The sequence below is a fragment of the Agrobacterium sp. lyk4-40-TYG-31 genome (assembly GCF_030209855.1).
GTDB lineage: Bacteria > Pseudomonadota > Alphaproteobacteria > Rhizobiales > Rhizobiaceae > Agrobacterium > Agrobacterium vaccinii.
Window position 1 is genome coordinate 144,675 of record NZ_JARVRE010000005.1, and the last position, 16,562, is coordinate 161,236.

The window sequence follows — 16,562 nt, forward strand, 5'->3', positions numbered from 1 at the left end:
GGATTAAGGTTCTGTTAAGGCTGAAAGCAGCTAATGGAGGCATGACACCTGCAAGACACAGAGCCGCAAAACCAGACAGCCCTTTCCAGGTCGTACGCCCGGCAAAACCCGGCGTTGCGGCCAAGCGGCGGTCCAAAGTCGCGAGTGAACGCATGAAGAAAGCAGCTTTAGGCCTGGCCATGGCTGGCCTTGCGGCCACAGTCTGGGGTGCGTGGGCCGGGCCCGCGACCGAAAGCGCCATCGTGCCCCTGCCCTATGTCAAGCCCAATTCACCTGCGACCCCAGCATTCATGCCTGCGACGCCTGAAATCACCGGCTCGATCATGCGGCCGAACGCGCCGCTCGACGTCTCCGATCTGAAAGCAGGTCTCGATGCGCTGTCCAGCCGTGATGCTCTGCGCGCCATCGCCATTCGCAACTCCCTGCCCGCAACGGCTCTCGACCGGCATATCCTGACATGGGCGATTGCCATTTCCGGCCAGAAAAACGTCTCCTCCGCCGAGATCGCCACTGCCCAGACCGAACTCAAGGGCTGGCCGGGCACCGCCACATTCCGTGCCAATTCCGAGCGTGCCATGCTGCGCGAAAGTCCGCCTGCGGAACAGCTCATCGCCTATTTCGCCAACGGCGCGCCTGAAACGCCGGAGGGCACAATTGCCCTTGCTCAAGCGCAGAACACCAGCGGCAATACGGCGCAAGCGCAGAAGCTCATCCGCACATTATGGATCAACGAAGGTATGGACACGGCGCTGGAAGACCGCGTCATCGATGAATTTCCCGGATTTCTCTCTGCTGCCGATCACAAGGCGCGGATGGATTATCTGATGTATCGCAGCCGCGTCAGCCAGGCCAAACGCTTTGGTGATCTCGGCAAGGCGCAGCCACTCTATGCCGCCTGGGCCGCCGTGTTGCAGCGTGCGAAAAACGCGCCTGCCGCACTCGCCGCCGTGACCGGCCCTGCCCGCAACGATCCGGCCTATCTCTTCGCCCGCATCGAAAACCTGCGCCATCAGCAGAAATACGCCGATGCAGCAGCGCTTTTGGCGCAAGCGCCGACGGATCAGGCAAAGCTCGTCAACCCCGGTGAGTGGTGGAACGAGCGGCGCATCATCGCGCGGGGACTGGCAGACCTTGGCGATTTCCGCCAAGCCTACACCATTGTCGCCAATCACGCCGCGACGTCAGCAGTGGATATTGCCGATGCGGAATTCCACGCGGGCTGGTACGCGCTGCGCGCGCTACAAGACCCCACCGATGCTGCAAAACATTTCAACCGACTGCTTGAGACATCGAACCGACCCCTTTCCGCGTCGCGCGCCTATTACTGGCTGGGCCGCACCGCCGAAGCTGGCGGCCCAGGCAATGCCCGCGAGTTCTTCACCAAGGCAGCCGCCAATCCCGGCACATTCTATGGCCAGCTTGCCGCCGCGCGAATCGGTACGACCACAATCAACGTGACCTACCCTTCCCCTAGCGACAACGACCGCCAGCATTTTGCCGAGCGTGAAGCCGTGCGCGCCATCGAAAGACTTGAGGCTGCAGGTTACAGCTGGCGGGCCGATAGCCTCTACCGCGCATTGGCCGAGCAGATGGACAGCCCAGGCGAATTGGCGATCCTCGCCTCGCGCGCGGAAAAGAACAACAACCATCAGGTCTCGCTCCAGATCGGCAAGACGGCCTTCAGCCGTGGAATCGATGCCGCAGCGCTCGCCTACCCGATCGGCGTCATTCCCGGCACGGCCAACATCTCCGGCTCCGGCATGGCGCTGGCCTATGCGATTGCGCGCCAGGAAAGCGCCTTCAACCCCGCAGCCGTCTCGCCCGCAAATGCGCGCGGCCTCTTACAACTTCTGCCCGGCACCGCCAAAGGCGTCGCCAGCCGCCACGGCATGGATTTTACGCAAGCGAAACTCACAACCGACGCAGGCTACAACGCCACACTCGGCGCCCATTACCTTGGCGAACAGATCGACAGCTTCGGCGGCTCCTACATCCTCACCTTCGTCGCCTACAACGCCGGCCCCAAACGCGTCCCCGAATGGATCAGCCGCTACGGCGACCCCCGCGGCAAACCCATCGACGACGTGGTCGACTGGATCGAACGCATCCCTTTCCCAGAGACCCGCAACTACGTGCAGCGGGTGATGGAGAATTATCAGGTGTATAAGACACGGCTGGGTCAGAAAGCGGATATTGTCAGCGATTTGCGGGATGGTCGTTCGGGCTGATGCCGTCACGACATAACTGGACCATCCAAAGCGCCGAGTGATCGGCGCTTTTTTGTATTCAAGGCTGGCAACCGTGTCCGAGCATCCAAAAACTCCACACAGTCACCCCACCGCAAAACGAAAAAGCCCGGCTCGAGAGCCGGGCTTCCCATCACTGACCGAAGTCAGATCAGATTAGAAGTCGCGCTGAAGGCGAACGAAGCCAGTCCACTGGTCGGTGTCTGCACCATCTTCGTCGTAGTAGTTAGCCGTAACCTTCGTGGTCAGACCTTCGGTGATTTTGTAATCAACCGTTACGCCAGCAGTCCATGCATCACGGTTGGACCAATCGTTGGTGACGATGGCAGAGCCAGCGTCAACGAGGCCAATCGCACCTGCGCCCGTGATACCAGGAGTCACGAGGTTTACACTGTTAGCTACATTCGCAAGGTACTGAGCAGCAGGCGTAATCGTCAGCTTGTCAGTTGCCTTGATTGCGTATTCAGCAGCAACAGTCCACTCGGAGAGAGCGTAGTAAGCATTTGGACCGGAAGCCCAAACACCGGCAAGACCGAGTGTACCAGGTCCGATGTCAGCAAACATCATTGCGCGTACTGCGCCTTCTTCCTGATCAACATCGTAGGAACCGATGACCTGGAGAGTAGCTGCGCCGAACTTCGCACCAACGCCAGCAGTGATACCGACGTTGTTGTCAGCTTCTACAGATACTGGGAAAACGCCACCAACGGCTGGGCCAGTGATCGTGCGGAACTGGCTGTTTGTGCCTTCGAGTTCGTCAACCGAAACGCCTGCCCAGAAAGAGCCTGCATCGTAGGTGTAACGAATGGAGTTGAACAGCGTGTTGGAAGAAAGAAGGTCAGTTTCGCCCGAGAGATCATCATCCCACCAGCTGTAGAACTTACCAACGCGAAGACCACCAAGCTCGATAAATGCCTGACGAGCTTCCAAGCTCGAAGAGGACGTAGAACCAGCATCAGCATCTGCACGGAATTCGATGAAGCCACGCAGTGCGCCGAGTTCAGTGTCTGTACGTGTGTCAACGTTAAACTGAGCGCGTGTGAACGAGTCCCAATCAGACGTGCCGGACAGGTCACGACCGAAACCGGTCTGGAAACGAACGTAACCAGAGAACTTCAAGCAAGTCTCGGTGCCAGGGATGTAGAAGAAGCCTGTGCCGAAAGCGTCGCAAACGCGAACGTATTCCATTGGCTCTGGCTCAGCAGCGACGATTGCGTCGGCAGCCTGGGCGCCAGATACTGCTGCGAGAGCTGCAGCGGAGCCGATCAAAAGGCTCTTAATGTTCATGTTGACCTCCAAGTCAATTGTTTAAGCCGCAAGGTGGATTGCTGCTCTGAAAGTGATTACATCGAAAAGCGCAGATTCGCGCAATCTCGAAGTAATTGTTTCCGTCACAATCCAGCCAGCTTCCTGCCTTGCTGTTGCCCATTCGCTACAAATTAGCTGTTTGGTGTCCTGGTCGTTACCTAAACATTAAATTCCGACCCTGATATCAAAAATAAAATTTACGCAAAAAAACAAAAAAACCCGGCTCGAAAGCCGGGTTTCCCGTCACTGATACTATCAGATCAGATTAGAACGAACGCTGCAGACGAACGAAACCGTTCCACTGGTCAACGTTAGAACCATCTTCGTCGTAGTAGTTAACTGCAACCTTTGTGGAGAGACCGTCTGTGATTTTGTAATCAACAGTCAGGCCAGCCTGCCAAGCGTCACGGTTAGAGAAATCGTTCGCAACGATAGCTGTACCAGCAGATACTGTACCGATGGCACCAGCAACGATACCTGGTGTGAAGAGCGCTACGCGATCAGAAACGTTACCGAAGTACTGGCCGCCTGGAGTGATCGTCAGCTTGTCAGTTGCCTTGATTGCGTATTCAGCAGCAACAGCCCATTCAGACTGTGCGTAGTAAGCATTTGCGCCGGAAGCCCAAACACCTGCCAGGCCAAGCGTGCCAGGACCGATGTCTGCAGTACCCATCAAACGAACTGCGCCTTCTTCCTGGTCAACGTCGTAGCCGCCGATCAGCTGAAGCGTAAAGCCAGCAACCTTTGCACCAAGACCAGCAGAAATACCTACGTTGTTGTCGGCCTCTGCGGATACAGGGAACACACCAGCAACTGCAGGACCAGTGATTGTGCGGAACTGGCTGTTTGTGCCTTCGAGTTCGTCAACCGAAACGCCTGCCCAGAAAGAGCCTGCATCGTAGGTGTAACGAATGGAGTTGAAGAGTGTGTTCGTTGCGAGAACGTCAGCTTCGCCAGAGAGACCATCGTCCCACCAGTTGTAGAACTTACCAACCTTCAGGCCGCCCAGCTCGATGAAAGCCTGGTTGACGTGGAAGCCAGAAGAAGCAGTAGAACCGTTGTCAGCGTTGCCGCGGAAACCGATGAAGCCACGCAGAGCGCCGAGTTCGGTGTCTGTCTTGGTGTCAACTTCGAACTGAGCGCGTGTGAACGAATCCCAGTCAGATGTGCCAGAAAGGTCACGACCGAAGTCGGTCTGGAAACGAACGTAACCGCCGAACTTCAGGCAGGTTTCGGTACCAGGGATGTAGAAGAAGCCTGTGCCGAAAGCGTCGCAAACGCGAACGTATTCCATTGGCTCTGGCTCAGCAGCGACGATAGCGTCGGCAGCCTGGGCGCCAGATACTGCTGCGAGAGCTGCAGCGGAGCCGATCAAAAGGCTCTTAATGTTCATGTTGACCTCCAGTCAAGTTTCAAAAGGGTCTGGGTTCTTAAGCTGAAGGACAGCATTCCCTGCCCCATTCCCGTGTTCTTCGAAAACGGACGATCCACCGCCTCGCTTCCGTTGCCGAAAATACAAAAGGATGGCGCAGTTGCAATCGGCAATGATGGATATGACAGCTTTGTGGGCCTGCTTCATTTTGCGTTGTTGCTGAAACAACACATTTGCGGGGTCCGGCGGCGTCAAAGGTTTACAGAATATTAAAAAATGCCTTTGGAATCCGGGGCTTATCCCCTCGCCATCGAGAGTGCCGCCATGTGGATAAGGTGGCTTGATGCCCTGGTAAGCCCGCATTCCCAAGGATTTTGCTGAGCCAGCGCATCGCCTGCGGTAACCACGCTGCACACTTCCTATATAGCAATGCAGCTGTTTGGGCGGATGAGCAACGCCGATTCCTCTGAAACGATTCTCTTTGCCTTTGTGAGAACTTGCTGATTCTATGTTTCTCAACCGCCATGCCCTTGAGAAAACATTGGAGGAAACGGTTCTTTTTCGTCTCTTTATAGAAAAGGCCTTGCATTCGATTTTTATACGCCATAATCAGGCGGCACCGGAGAGGTGGCCGAGTGGTCGAAGGCGCTCCCCTGCTAAGGGAGTATACGTCAAAAGCGTATCGTGGGTTCGAATCCCATCCTCTCCGCCATCATGACAAAATCCCCATTTAAAATCTGAACACATGAATTCGCTGCATTGCGGAACATTTCGTTTGGCCGCTGCGTTATCACCCCGGAAACAGCAAGAGGTGATTTCACATGGCTCAGACCAAATTGAACGTTGTCGAAGATACAGTTGAGAATCAGATTGCAGAGCTGCGTGCGCAGATCTCTTCCCTGTCCAAGTCGGTTTCGGCGCGGGCTGGCACACTTTCCGAAGATGCTTCGGAATTTGTGGATGAGGCACGCGGTCGTGTACAGCGTGTCGCGCAGACAGCTGCACAGACCGTGAAGGCACAGGGCCACAATGTGGTCGAAGCCGTCAAAGAAAATCCAGGCACTGCGACATCGCTGCTGACAGTCGTCGGCGCTCTCGGCTTTGCACTTGGTTACTGCGTGGCCAATGCCGCGACAGAGCAGAAGAGCAGCCTTTATCGCTGGCGCTAAGCTCTGACTTCAAGACATTCGAGAGGCAAGGAGCGTTCGGCTCCTTGCCTTTTTCGTTATTGGGATGGGAGATACAAAATGATGTTCAATGAAGAGCTCGAAACGGCATTGGCTGCCTTCGTGCAGGAAAGCGGCCTTGATCGAGAAGAGGCGATACAACGGATTTTGCGAGAGTGGTTGGTGCGGGAAGGCTTTCTTTTTTCCGGTCAGGAGGGTATTCGCCCGGAAAAACTCAATGCCAGCAATGATGACTGAGCAGTTTCAGTAGCTCGATGCCTTCTCCGGCGCACCGCCTTTGTAACGCGCGCAGAGCGAGCGAATGGCGTTGGAAAACTCCGTAACATCCGCGCCAACCGCCACGAATGACGCGCCGAGTTCGAGATAACGCTTATTATAGGTCTCGTTGAAGGTCAGAATACCAGCGGCTTTGCCGGATGCGACGATCTTGCGAATGGCCGCTTCGATGGTCTCCTGCACCTCCGGCTCGTCGATCCGCCCGAGATAGCCCATATCGGCGGCCAAATCCGCGGGGCCGATGAAGACGCCGTCGATACCATTCACCTGCAATATATTGTCGAGATCGGCGATGGCCGCGCGCGTTTCTGCCTGCACCAGCAAACACAGGCCATCGGATGCGTTTTGCGCATAGTTGTCGATGGTGTTGAAAGCCGACGCTCTTGCTACCACAGCGCCCATGCCGCGAATGCCGCGCGGCGGATAATGCATGGCGGCAACGAGTTCCGCTGCTTGCGCAGCCGAATCGACCATCGGCACCAGCAGCGTGCGCGCACCGGCATCAAGCAACTGCTTGATGATCCAGCTCTCCCCCACGGGAACACGCACCACAGGCTCAGCGGGGAATGGGGCTAGCGCGCGCAACTGGTCGATAATGCTGCGCAGATCATTGGGGCCGTGTTCACCATCGATCACCAGCCAGTCGAACCCGGCTGTTCCGGCAATTTCTGCCGTGATCGCCTCGCCCATATCCAGCCAGAGGCCGATTTGCGGTTTGCCTTCGCGAATGGCGGTCTTGAAGCGGTTTTCCTCGGCGCGCATGGGTGTTCCTTCAGGCCAGCAGCAGTTTCAGGTCGGCAGAATGATCGGCCAGAATGGCACGGTCCGGCTGTTTGCCGGTCTCCAGCAGCTTTTTGCCGCTGACATAGGCCTTGGCATCGTTGATGGCATCCACGGCGATGAAGCGGCCCGCACGGAAATACCAGATGGAATGGCTGCCTTCCCGCTGGCCGGGCCGCAGCACCGTCTCATCGTAACCCATGTTGAACCCGGCAATCTGCAACTTCACATCATATTGGTCGGACCAGAACCATGGCTTGGGCTGGTAGGGTTTCTCCTCACCGGTCAGGACGAGAGCCGCCGCCTCGGCCTGATCGACCGCGTTCTGCACCGATTCGAGCCGCACCCGCGCGCCATCAAGCGGCAAAAGTGCGCAATCGCCCATGGCGTGAATATCAGGATCGGATGTGCGGGTGAATTCATCGACCAGAATACCGTTGCCGATATCGAGGCCCGAATCACGCGCCAGCCGGTCATTCGGCAAAACGCCGATGCCGACGATGACGAAGTCCACCTCCAGCACCGTTCCGTCTGAAAGCTCGGCTGCGCTGACATGGCCATCCGTTCCGATCAACCGCACGAGGCCGGTCTTCTCGCGGATGGAAACGCCGTGCGGGTTGTGAATGTCGCGCATGATGCGCGCTGTTTCGGGGGCGGCCACGCGTTGCAAGATGCGGTCGGCCATTTCGATCAGCGTCACCTCCAGCCCCAGATGCCGCGCAACGGCTGCCGCTTCTAGCCCGATATATCCACCACCGATCACCAGCAATTTGCGCCCAGGCTTCATCTCTTCCATCAGCCGGTCGGCATCGCGCTTGTCGCGCACCGTCAAGACTCCTTCGAGATCGCCACCGACACCGGCTGGCAGGGTGCGCGGGGCAGAGCCCGTCGCCAGCGCCAGCTTGTCATAGGCAAGCGTGCTGCCATCCTGCATGCGCACCGTCTTCGCCGTGCGGTCGATCTCTTCGACCCAGGTGGACAGGCGGATGTCGACATTGTTGTCCGTGAACCATTCGGCATCGCGAAACTGTAGCCTGTCGAAGCTCATCTCGCCCATCAGATATTTCTTGGATAGCGGTGGCCGCTGGTAAGGCAAAACGTCTTCCGAACCGATGATCGTAATCGGTCGTTCGTCCTTCAACGCCCGCAGTTTCGCGGCAAGGGAAAAGGCGGCCTGGCCCGCACCAACGATGACGAGTGTGCCTGCCATATGTCGCTCCATCACTCCATGAGATGTCACAGGCGTAACGACAAGTACGCCTGCCGTCAACCGATTAAGGACGAACGGACGCCTCCTCGCCCCCACCCGTCTACAGTTTTGCGCAACCTAATGGCACTACATACGTTTCAAGCTCGAAGCCGGTTCGCGCGGGCTGAAATGCTGTGGCATAACGTGCCAGAAACACTGGTGTTTTATCGTTTTTCTTCAGCATTTGGCAATGAAGCGGGCCTATGATTGTAACAAGACAAAAGGCAATCGGGAGGTTGTCATGGCGCTCAACGTAAACATCACTGCAAGCGACGCCGTACCGCACGACGAACTCTATGAGAAATTTCCGGTGGATCGCCCCGGCAAGATCACCTTCATTGGTCATCATCTCAGTGCGAAAAACACCATGCGTTGCCTCATTCGCAACGTCTCGCTCTACGGCGCGGATCTCGAGGTCAGCCCTCATTTGGACATGCCGACGAACTTCTATCTGGAAATCCTCGGCATTCGCGATGAAATCGGCTGCACGCTGATACGTCGTGAGGCAGAACAGGCAACCGTCGGCTTCAACATGCTGATCGATGCGGAATTCCTGCACCATATTCGCCGCCTGAGTTTCGAAACGGCACTATAGAGTAACCCTGTTTTCCGGGTACTTGGGAAAACCTTTCAAAATTCCGCCAATTCCATTGGCCTGCCTTGCGCGGGCCAATTTTGATTCTATTGTGAGGTCCGTCTGTCAATAGATAACGGAACTCTCTGAAATGTCCGCATTTTCGCGCTTTACGTCGCTCGCCGCTTCGCTTCCCTCTTCGGTGCCTTTCGTCGGGCCAGAGGCGATAGAGCGCAACCGCAAGCTCGCCGTCAAAGCACGGATCGGCGCGAATGAAAGCGGCTTTGGCCCGGCCGCATCGGTGCTGGAAGCCATGAAGCAGGCAGCGTCCGAAACCTGGATGTATGCCGACCCAGAAAATTTCGAATTGCGGGAAGCGCTGGCCATCTATCACGGCATTTCCCGTAACAACATCGCCATCGGCAATGGCGTGGACGGTTTGCTGGGCGAGATCGTGCGGTTGGTGGTGGAGCCCGGAACCCCTGTTGTCACGTCCTTCGGCGGTTATCCCACCTTCAATTATCACGTCGCCGGTTACGGCGGACGTCTGGTGACGACGCCCTATCTGGATGACCACGAGAACCTCGACGGTCTGCTGGACCTCGTCAAGAAAGAGAACGCGCCGCTGGTGTATTTCGCCAATCCCGACAATCCTATGGGAAGCTGGTGGGAAGCAAGCGAAGTCCTGACTTTTGCAAAGGCGCTGCCGGAAAGCTGTCTGCTGGTGCTGGACGAGGCCTATTGCGAGACCGCGCCGGAAAGCGCCATCCCCAGCGTTCGCGCCATGATCGGCATGCCGAATGTGCTGCGCATGCGCACCTTCTCAAAAGCTTACGGTCTGGCAGGCGCGCGCGTTGGCTATGCCATCGGCACGCTGGGCAATGCGCAGGCCTTCGATAAAATCCGCAATCACTTCGGCATGCCCCGCGTTTCAATCGTCGCAGCACTCGCCGCATTGAAAGATCAGGCCTATCTGCGCGATGTGGTCAAGCGCATCGCCAACGCCCGAGAGCGCATCTCCACCATCGCCCGCCAGAACGGCCTCTCACCCCTGCCCTCCGCCACCAACTTTGTCACCATCGATTGCCACAAGGACGGCGTTTACGCCAAAGCCATCGTGGACGGCCTGATGGACCACGGCGTCTTCATCCGCATGCCCGGGGTGGAGCCACTCAACCGTTGCATCCGCGTCAGTGCCGCGCCGGACGCCAAGCTGGATTTGTTTGCAGATGCGCTGCCGAAGGTGTTGAAGGCGCTGGAATAGATGGAGTGCGATAATCAACGAATGGTTGATTGCGCATGGCGCTTATGAGACACTGCATACAGTATCTGTAGTGAGCGCTCGATATGAACGAAGAAGAATTTCAAAAGACAAAAAAAGCACTGCGTGAGACGCGTGAAGCGGCGACGCAGTCAAAGGAATCTGCGCTTCGTTATTTGCAAGACATTGGTATGGTCGATGAAAATGGCGAGTTGACTGCCGAATACAATCACAAAAAAGTTGCCTGATCTGCCTTGCACTCGCTCAACACCTCTTTCGTTCTTGGATATCACGGTTGCAGCAAAACTGTCGCCGCGAGTTTGCTGAACGGCGATCCCTTTCGCCCTAGCGAGAACGCCTATGATTGGCTTGGAAAGGGAATATATTTCTGGGAGGCCAATCCAAGAAGAGGCATCGAGTTTTTCCGCGATGCCCAAGTCCGAAAAGAACGCGACCCAAACGATGTTGCTGTTGTCGGCGCGATACTTGATCTCGGGTTTTGTCTAGATTTATCGTCGTCTCGTGGGGTCGATGCAATCAGCAACGCTTACACGGACTTGAAAGCAATTTTCCAAAAAATACCTGAACTCGATATGCCGAATAATAAACTTGGAGACGACTTGCTTTTGCGTGAGTTAGATTGTGCTGTTATCAATCACCTGCATTCAAGTCGAGAACGCGCTGGCTTGCAAAAATTTGATTCCGTTCGTGGAATTTTTCAGGAAGGCGAGACAGCCTATCCCAACTCAGGCTTTAAGACTCGTACGCACGTCCAGATAGCTGTCTGCAATCCTGCCAAAATTCGTGGCGTTTTTCGCGTTCCTTCCTCAGACCTCTAAACAGCTCGGCCAACAAAAAAACCGTGCCAGCCTTGTTTCTGCTGGTCACGGTTTGATGTGTCGGCGTGGATCTGGCCGCTTGCCTTTTAAGGCTTATATTTTGTGCCGACCGGGACTGGAGGATACCGGTTGGGAGGGGAATGGCGGGCTTGAGCCCGCTCTGTCTTTTTGATCTGTCCTGTAAGAGTCTCACCTGAACTTAGTGCGAGGTCATCCAGTCGCGGGCGGCGCGCAGTGCCGTTGCCAGGTCTGCCTTGCTCATGTTGCGGGCCAGATCGGCGCGCAGTGAAACCGCCCGTTCCGAACCCTTGATCGCGGCGATGTTCAGCCACTTGTGGGCAGCGATGAGGTTCACCGGGCAACCGCGGCCTGTCGCGTAGATAAGGCCGAGGTTGCAAAAGACGTCCGCGCGGCTCTGGCCACCGGCGACTGCCATTTCGATATCGCGAACTTCAAAGCGTGCCATTTTCTCTATCCTGTTTGCCCGTTTTTCTCTCTGTCTTCGCCCCGCTGCGGGAGCTTTGGCGGATGGGACCTTACCGTCTTCTGCGGCTTGTTTTGGCCTTGTCCGTTGGCAGATTTGCTCTGCTCTTTCGATGTCCCCACTATGCCAAACGGGCTTCAACGGGCGCTTAAAATCCATGATTAATAGGGGACAAACAAAGTCCAAACGATTGGTAAAGTTGGGTTTTTGTTAAATATCACAAGCCCCGGAAATTAAGGACTTTGCAGACAATTTTACGAAAAGTTTACGGATGAAATTCAACCCTTTCGTAACCACGTCTCAACTCGGCATTTTTGGATGGATGATTTTCAGCGGCGCAAAGAGCTGAAAATCGCCGAATTTTGCCGCCGCCATATTTCCTTTTACGTCCACGTAAACTATAAATCTGCGTATTCGCATGAGGAGATGCGAGAGCGAACCTTTGGAACACTGCAAGGTTCAGCCAAAGCTGGATTGGGAGGTCCCTATGAAGAGAATGACGATATTTGCCGCCGCCGCATTTTTGATGGGCAGCAGCGCCTTTGCTGCAGAAGCCATCGAGGGCAACTGGAAGACGGCCAGCGGCGAGACCGCAGCGATCACCCAGTGCGGCTCTGCCTATTGCGTGACCCTGAAGACCGGCAAGCATGCCGGAAAGCAGATCGGCAAGATGAGCGGTAAGGGCAACAGCTATTCCGGCGAAATCACCGACCCCGCCAATGACAAGACCTATGCCGGTACCGGCACCGTTTCGGGCAGTTCGCTGAGCATGAAGGGCTGCGTACTAAAGGTGCTGTGCAAATCCCAGACTTGGTCGCGGCTTTAATCAGCACGGCACAGGCTGAATGCATGTATGCAGGCGGGTAAAACCCGCCTGTATCTGTGATTCCACACAGGTGTAATTACTATAGGTTGCAATATATGCAATAAATCGAATTTTCTCCGTCATATCGCTGTAATAAACCCTCTTTAGTTGCCCTCTCTGGAACTATTCCAAACAACGAGCGGATGGAGAGCGCTATGACAAAGATCGACACAAGCAAGCTGAGCTGGGATGAGTGGGACGAGCTTCAGAACCCGCCACCAGCAGTGACGGATTTTGATCGCGTGGTGGAATCGGCCATTTCGCGTCGCGGTTTTCTGGGCGGCGTTCTGGCCTTTGGTTCTGCTGCCGCCGCACTCGGCACGTTTGGCAACCTCGCCTCCAGCACATCCGCACAGGCGCAGGAAGCCGCATCGCGCTTTCCGTTCAAGCCAATTGCTGCAACTACCGACAACACCATCCACGTGCCCGAAGGCTATAGCTGGAAGCCGGTTGCCAAGTGGGGTCAGCCGCTGTTTCCCAATGTGTCGGATATCGACCCGGTCAAGGGTGTCAGCCTTGAGAACTCGGACAAGGTTTTCGGCGAAAACACCGATGGCATGGAGTTGTTCGTGGTCGGCAGCCATCAGCTGATCGCCGTCAACCATGAATATGTGAACAACGAAACCAACCTCCCCCACCGGGAAAAGGGCATGCCTGCCAATCTGGACGAGGTCAAAATCCTCCAGCACATGCAGGGCGTGACCGTCATGGAAGTGGCGGAAGGCAAGGATGGCTGGGGCATTGTGGTCGGCAGCCCCTTTAACCGCCGCATTCACCACAACACGCCGATGAAGCTGTCCGGCCCTGCCGCAGGCTCCGAACTGGTCAAGACCAAGACCGATCCCAACGGCATCGACTGTCTTGGCACCTTCAACAATTGCGGCGCGGGCCGCACACCGTGGGGCACCTACCTGACCTGCGAAGAAAACTTCAACGGCTATTTCGGCTCCACCGACGCCGCCTTCAAGATGCCGGATGATTACAAGCGTTACGGCATCGCGGCCGAAACCCGTTACGGCTACGAGCTGTTCGATGAGCGCTTCGACGTGTCCAAGCACCCCAACGAGCCGCGCCGTGCCGGTTACGTCGTGGAAATCGATCCGTCCAACGCCTCCTCCACGCCGATCAAGCGCACGGCCCTTGGCCGCATCAAGCATGAAAACGCCGCCGTCGTCATCGCGCGCGATGGTCGAGTCGTCGTTTACATGGGCGACGACGAACGTGGCGAGTTCCTCTACAAGTTCGTCTCCAACGGCATCTACGTGCCGGGTGGCGATACCTCCAAGCTGCTCGACGAAGGCATGCTCTACGTTGCCAAGTTCAGCGATGATGGCAGTGGCGAGTGGGTGGCACTGACGCCTCAATCCACCGGCATGAAGATGGACGAGATTTGCGTCTTCACCCGCCAGGCCGCCTCAAAGGTTGGTGCCACCACGATGGACCGCCCGGAATGGGTTGCCATCAACCCCGTTGCCATCGAAGCCTATTGCGCACTGACCAACAATACCAATCGCGGTGTTATGAAAGACGGCAAGCTGCGCGCCAATGGCGGCGGCGATGCCATGGCTCTCAACGCCGCAAACCCGCGCGAGAAGAACGAGTACGGCCAGATCGTGCGCTGGTATCCCGAAAATGACGACCATGCCGATGGCAAGTTCAAGTGGGACCTGTTCTGCATGGCTGGCAATCCTGACGTTCACAAGGATGCCTATGCGGGCTCCTCCAACATCAATTCCGGCAACATGTTCAACTCGCCTGATGGCATGATGTTCGATTCGACCGGCCTGCTCTGGATTCAGACAGACGGCGAAGACAGCAATGACGGCCAATATGCCGGACAGGGCAACAACCAGATGCTGGCAGGCGACCCCTTCACCGGTCGTATCGAGCGTTTTCTGACGGCACCGAAGGGCGCGGAAGTCACGGGCCAGACATGGTCTGCCGACAAGCGCACCCACTTCGTCGGCATTCAGCACCCCGATGCGCCCTTCCCGGATGGCGAAGGCAAGCTGCCCCGCTCGGCCCTCATCGCCGTCAAGCGCGATGACAACGCCATGATCGGCTGATCACGCGACACCAATAAAAAAGGCGCCGTCCACGCGGCGCCTTTTTTGATTCTGCTTCAGGCCTTCAGAAACCTGTCAAATCCAGTCGTTGCTGCCACCAGCACTGCAGCCAAGCGGCGGCACAGCGTTGCCGAAGGTCTGGTGCAGTTTGTCACAGCCCCATTTTCTGATTGGCGCTGGCATGCGGCTGTTCAGCTCGATGCCCACTTCGTCGTATGGGCTCTCGGTGTTGGTGACGTAGCTGTACCAACGGTAACCGAAGATCACGACGGCGAAGATCACAACCATCGTCAGCACTCTTATAATTTTCACAGTATGTCCTTACGCGTCATATGAATGTCGACCCGCGCCACAGCTCTTTCGCACGATCTGCGTGAGAGCCGCCCTTGCACGAGCCAGGCCCGGTCCTAGCCGGGAAAGCCGGTTTCAGCAAGCAACCTGATCTTTATGCTTCCCCCGCCAGTGCGCAGTTGAAAAGGCAGGGTGCATCTGTCAGTTTCGGGCCGGGGGTAACGTAATTTGGAGGACATATTTTCATGCGCATGCTTTTGCCTTGCATCCTTTTGGCCAGTTGCATCATGACCGCACCCGCTTTCGCTGCCGAACCACCCGCCTCGCCACCGGCAGACCGACCGTTGAACGAATTCGTCACCGCAGTCGAAAAGGACGGATCGATCACATTCCGCCTCTTCGCGCCTGCGGCCAAGGCAGTATCCGTCACTCTCGGCAGCAATGCGCCGCTGGAAATGAAGCGAGCAGACAACGGCGTCTGGAGCGCCAAGAGCGACGTGCTGAAGCCCAATCTCTATGAATACTACTTCAACATAGACGGCTTCCGCAGCATCGACACCGGCACCAATTATCCCAAGCCGCAGCGGCAGGTGAACACCAGCCTCATTCTTGTCCCAGGCAGCATTCTCGATGTGCGCGATGTGCCGCACGGCGAACTTCGCCTCGTCACCATTCCGTCTAAAGCCTTGAAATCCCAGCGCGCAACCTATGTCTACACGCCACCGGGCTACACGGATGCGTCCGAACCTCTGCCGGTCATGTATCTCTACCACGGCTTCGGTGACACGGTTGCCTCCTGGGTCACCCAGGGCCGCGCCCCGCAAATCCTCGACAATCTCCTGGCCGAGAAGAAAATCGAGCCGATGATCGTGGTCATTCCCGATACGGAAGCGGACATTCCCGAGGCCATCGCCGAAAACTTCCCCGGTGCCGACCGTCGCAAGAACTTCTACCCCATCAATGCCGATGCCATCGACCGCGAACTCGTGGAAGACCTCATCCCCTACATGAAGCAGCACTATAAGGTGCGTGACGATGCCGATGGCCGCGCCGTGGTCGGCCTGTCGCAGGGCGGCTACCAATCCCTCGTCTCCGGCCTCACCCACTTGGGCACCTTCGGCTGGGTCGCCACCTTCAGCGGCGTCACCACCACAACGGTGCCAAACAAGGCCGTGGATGCCGCGCTGGCCCAGCCCGACAAGATCAACAAAGCCTTGCGCAACCTCACCGTCACCGTTGGTACAAAAGACGTCGTCACCGGCAAGGACATCGCAGGCCTCAAAGCCACGCTGGACAAAAAGAAGATCGCCCACGACTACACGGATTACAAAGACCTCGGCCACGAGATGGACGTCTGGCGCCCATCGTTCGAGGCGTATTTGCAGAAGGTGTTCAAGAAGTAGAGACTAAAAAAAGTTGCCGCCTTGTCTCACTGGGGCAAGGCGGCAAATTAAAAGTGTTACCAGCGCCGCTGTTCCTCATGGACCGTCGCGCCATAACGCCACTGGTCGTAGTAACGCACCGCAGTATCTTGCGCATTCCGCAGCAGAACGGGATTGTGCCAAACCATCAGCCCCCCGATTATGATAGCCGCCAGCAAGGCAATGCCGATCAGCTTGCGTACGACAAACAGCACCAACCAGATCGCAACGACCACAACAGCGCCCATCACCAACAGCGAATAGACGTCTTCGGGAATATAGGTCTCAAGGATTTCCATACCTGCTTATAGGGGGAGTGTTTTGGCCGAAGAAAGGCAGTTTG

The 16,562-nt window shown here is 56.6% G+C and carries 17 protein-coding genes and 1 tRNA gene; 11 read left to right on the forward strand and 7 right to left on the reverse strand.

Translation table 11 applies throughout. The features are described 5' to 3' along the window. The first annotated feature begins 152 nt into the window (after positions 1-152). Positions 153-2,228 (forward strand): lytic transglycosylase domain-containing protein, encoded by a 2,076-nt coding sequence (locus tag QRN55_RS11000; RefSeq protein ID WP_284776727.1) that lies wholly within the window; start codon positions 153-155, stop codon positions 2,226-2,228. 174 nt (positions 2,229-2,402) lie between these two features. Here QRN55_RS11000 and QRN55_RS11005 read toward each other — a convergent pair whose 3' ends face one another. Both QRN55_RS11005 and QRN55_RS11010 read right to left on the reverse strand, forming a co-directional pair. Next, a complete protein-coding gene (locus tag QRN55_RS11005; RefSeq protein WP_284776728.1) occupies positions 2,403-3,533 on the reverse strand; it encodes a porin in 1,131 nt (376 codons plus the stop codon). 286 nt (positions 3,534-3,819) lie between these two features. Beyond that, positions 3,820-4,947, reverse strand: coding sequence for a porin (locus tag QRN55_RS11010; RefSeq protein WP_284776729.1), 1,128 nt, complete (start codon positions 4,945-4,947; stop codon positions 3,820-3,822). Between the two features lie 600 nt (positions 4,948-5,547). On the opposite strand from QRN55_RS11010, the gene QRN55_RS11015 reads away from it, so the two are divergent. The 3 genes from QRN55_RS11015 (at position 5,548) to QRN55_RS11025 (ending at position 6,350) form a co-directional block, all read left to right on the forward strand. Continuing rightward, a tRNA-Ser gene (locus tag QRN55_RS11015) sits at positions 5,548-5,638 on the forward strand. Positions 5,639-5,747: 109 nt separating this feature from the next. Next, complete coding sequence (locus tag QRN55_RS11020; protein WP_111841603.1) at positions 5,748-6,095, forward strand: hypothetical protein; 348 nt, start codon at positions 5,748-5,750, stop codon at positions 6,093-6,095. A 78-nt stretch (positions 6,096-6,173) separates the two neighbouring features. Continuing rightward, positions 6,174-6,350 carry a hypothetical protein gene (locus QRN55_RS11025; protein WP_284776730.1) on the forward strand — a complete coding sequence of 59 codons (177 nt, stop codon included), beginning with the start codon at positions 6,174-6,176 and terminating at the stop codon, positions 6,348-6,350. Between the two features lie 6 nt (positions 6,351-6,356). Here QRN55_RS11025 and QRN55_RS11030 read toward each other — a convergent pair whose 3' ends face one another. After that, positions 6,357-7,151, reverse strand: coding sequence for an aldolase/citrate lyase family protein (locus tag QRN55_RS11030; RefSeq protein WP_284776731.1), 795 nt, complete (start codon positions 7,149-7,151; stop codon positions 6,357-6,359). Positions 7,152-7,161: 10 nt separating this feature from the next. Continuing rightward, complete coding sequence (locus tag QRN55_RS11035) at positions 7,162-8,379, reverse strand: NAD(P)/FAD-dependent oxidoreductase (protein WP_284776732.1); 1,218 nt, start codon at positions 8,377-8,379, stop codon at positions 7,162-7,164. A gap of 280 nt (positions 8,380-8,659) precedes the next feature. Here QRN55_RS11035 and QRN55_RS11040 point away from each other — a divergent pair, with 280 nt between their 5' ends. From QRN55_RS11040 to QRN55_RS11055, 4 genes are all read left to right on the forward strand, one after another. Next, complete coding sequence (locus QRN55_RS11040) at positions 8,660-9,013, forward strand: hypothetical protein (protein WP_111841600.1); 354 nt, start codon at positions 8,660-8,662, stop codon at positions 9,011-9,013. 130 nt (positions 9,014-9,143) lie between these two features. Continuing rightward, a complete protein-coding gene (locus tag QRN55_RS11045; RefSeq protein WP_284776733.1) occupies positions 9,144-10,256 on the forward strand; it encodes a pyridoxal phosphate-dependent aminotransferase in 1,113 nt (370 codons plus the stop codon). A gap of 83 nt (positions 10,257-10,339) precedes the next feature. Beyond that, on the forward strand, positions 10,340-10,501 hold the full coding sequence (locus tag QRN55_RS11050; protein WP_233122938.1) for a hypothetical protein: 162 nt from the start codon (positions 10,340-10,342) through the stop codon (positions 10,499-10,501). Positions 10,502-10,507: 6 nt separating this feature from the next. Beyond that, a complete protein-coding gene (locus QRN55_RS11055) occupies positions 10,508-11,092 on the forward strand; it encodes a hypothetical protein (RefSeq protein ID WP_284776734.1) in 585 nt (194 codons plus the stop codon). Between the two features lie 199 nt (positions 11,093-11,291). On the opposite strand, the gene QRN55_RS11060 is transcribed toward QRN55_RS11055, so the two are convergent. After that, positions 11,292-11,558 carry an SEL1-like repeat protein gene (locus tag QRN55_RS11060; protein WP_045231893.1) on the reverse strand — a complete coding sequence of 89 codons (267 nt, stop codon included), beginning with the start codon at positions 11,556-11,558 and terminating at the stop codon, positions 11,292-11,294. A gap of 505 nt (positions 11,559-12,063) precedes the next feature. On the opposite strand from QRN55_RS11060, the gene QRN55_RS11065 reads away from it, so the two are divergent. Together QRN55_RS11065 and QRN55_RS11070 are read left to right on the forward strand one after the other, a co-directional pair. Beyond that, entirely contained in the window at positions 12,064-12,402 is a 339-nt protein-coding gene (locus QRN55_RS11065) for a DUF2147 domain-containing protein (protein ID WP_284776735.1), read from the forward strand. A gap of 194 nt (positions 12,403-12,596) precedes the next feature. After that, positions 12,597-14,507, forward strand: a complete 1,911-nt coding sequence (locus tag QRN55_RS11070; protein ID WP_284776736.1) for a PhoX family protein — start codon at positions 12,597-12,599, stop codon at positions 14,505-14,507. A 75-nt stretch (positions 14,508-14,582) separates the two neighbouring features. On the opposite strand, the gene QRN55_RS11075 is transcribed toward QRN55_RS11070, so the two are convergent. After that, on the reverse strand, positions 14,583-14,795 hold the full coding sequence (locus tag QRN55_RS11075; RefSeq protein WP_065698440.1) for a hypothetical protein: 213 nt from the start codon (positions 14,793-14,795) through the stop codon (positions 14,583-14,585). Positions 14,796-15,043: 248 nt separating this feature from the next. On the opposite strand from QRN55_RS11075, the gene QRN55_RS11080 reads away from it, so the two are divergent. Next, positions 15,044-16,201, forward strand: coding sequence for an esterase (locus tag QRN55_RS11080; RefSeq protein ID WP_284776737.1), 1,158 nt, complete (start codon positions 15,044-15,046; stop codon positions 16,199-16,201). Between the two features lie 56 nt (positions 16,202-16,257). Here the strand turns inward: QRN55_RS11080 and QRN55_RS11085 are convergent, their stop codons facing one another. Continuing rightward, a complete protein-coding gene (locus QRN55_RS11085) occupies positions 16,258-16,518 on the reverse strand; it encodes a hypothetical protein (RefSeq protein ID WP_284776738.1) in 261 nt (86 codons plus the stop codon). Positions 16,519-16,562: the final 44 nt, after the last annotated feature.

Excerpts from the sequence above, each read along its gene's own strand:
- QRN55_RS11070 (WP_284776736.1), top strand. The coding sequence starts at position 12,597 with ATGACAAAGATCGACACAAGCAAGCTGAGCTGGGATGAGTGGGACGAG.
- QRN55_RS11045 (WP_284776733.1), top strand. The coding sequence starts at position 9,144 with ATGTCCGCATTTTCGCGCTTTACGTCGCTCGCCGCTTCGCTTCCCTCT.
- QRN55_RS11020 (WP_111841603.1), top strand. The coding sequence starts at position 5,748 with ATGGCTCAGACCAAATTGAACGTTGTCGAAGATACAGTTGAGAATCAG.
- QRN55_RS11005 (WP_284776728.1), bottom strand. The coding sequence starts at position 3,533 with ATGAACATTAAGAGCCTTTTGATCGGCTCCGCTGCAGCTCTCGCAGCA.
- QRN55_RS11050 (WP_233122938.1), top strand. The coding sequence starts at position 10,340 with ATGAACGAAGAAGAATTTCAAAAGACAAAAAAAGCACTGCGTGAGACG.
- QRN55_RS11080 (WP_284776737.1), top strand. The coding sequence starts at position 15,044 with ATGCGCATGCTTTTGCCTTGCATCCTTTTGGCCAGTTGCATCATGACC.
- QRN55_RS11065 (WP_284776735.1), top strand. The coding sequence starts at position 12,064 with ATGAAGAGAATGACGATATTTGCCGCCGCCGCATTTTTGATGGGCAGC.
- QRN55_RS11085 (WP_284776738.1), bottom strand. The coding sequence starts at position 16,518 with ATGGAAATCCTTGAGACCTATATTCCCGAAGACGTCTATTCGCTGTTG.
- QRN55_RS11035 (WP_284776732.1), bottom strand. The coding sequence starts at position 8,379 with ATGGCAGGCACACTCGTCATCGTTGGTGCGGGCCAGGCCGCCTTTTCC.
- QRN55_RS11010 (WP_284776729.1), bottom strand. The coding sequence starts at position 4,947 with ATGAACATTAAGAGCCTTTTGATCGGCTCCGCTGCAGCTCTCGCAGCA.
- QRN55_RS11030 (WP_284776731.1), bottom strand. The coding sequence starts at position 7,151 with ATGCGCGCCGAGGAAAACCGCTTCAAGACCGCCATTCGCGAAGGCAAA.
- QRN55_RS11075 (WP_065698440.1), bottom strand. The coding sequence starts at position 14,795 with ATGGTTGTGATCTTCGCCGTCGTGATCTTCGGTTACCGTTGGTACAGC.
- QRN55_RS11000 (WP_284776727.1), top strand. The coding sequence starts at position 153 with ATGAAGAAAGCAGCTTTAGGCCTGGCCATGGCTGGCCTTGCGGCCACA.
- QRN55_RS11060 (WP_045231893.1), bottom strand. The coding sequence starts at position 11,558 with ATGGCACGCTTTGAAGTTCGCGATATCGAAATGGCAGTCGCCGGTGGC.
- QRN55_RS11040 (WP_111841600.1), top strand. The coding sequence starts at position 8,660 with ATGGCGCTCAACGTAAACATCACTGCAAGCGACGCCGTACCGCACGAC.
- QRN55_RS11025 (WP_284776730.1), top strand. The coding sequence starts at position 6,174 with ATGATGTTCAATGAAGAGCTCGAAACGGCATTGGCTGCCTTCGTGCAG.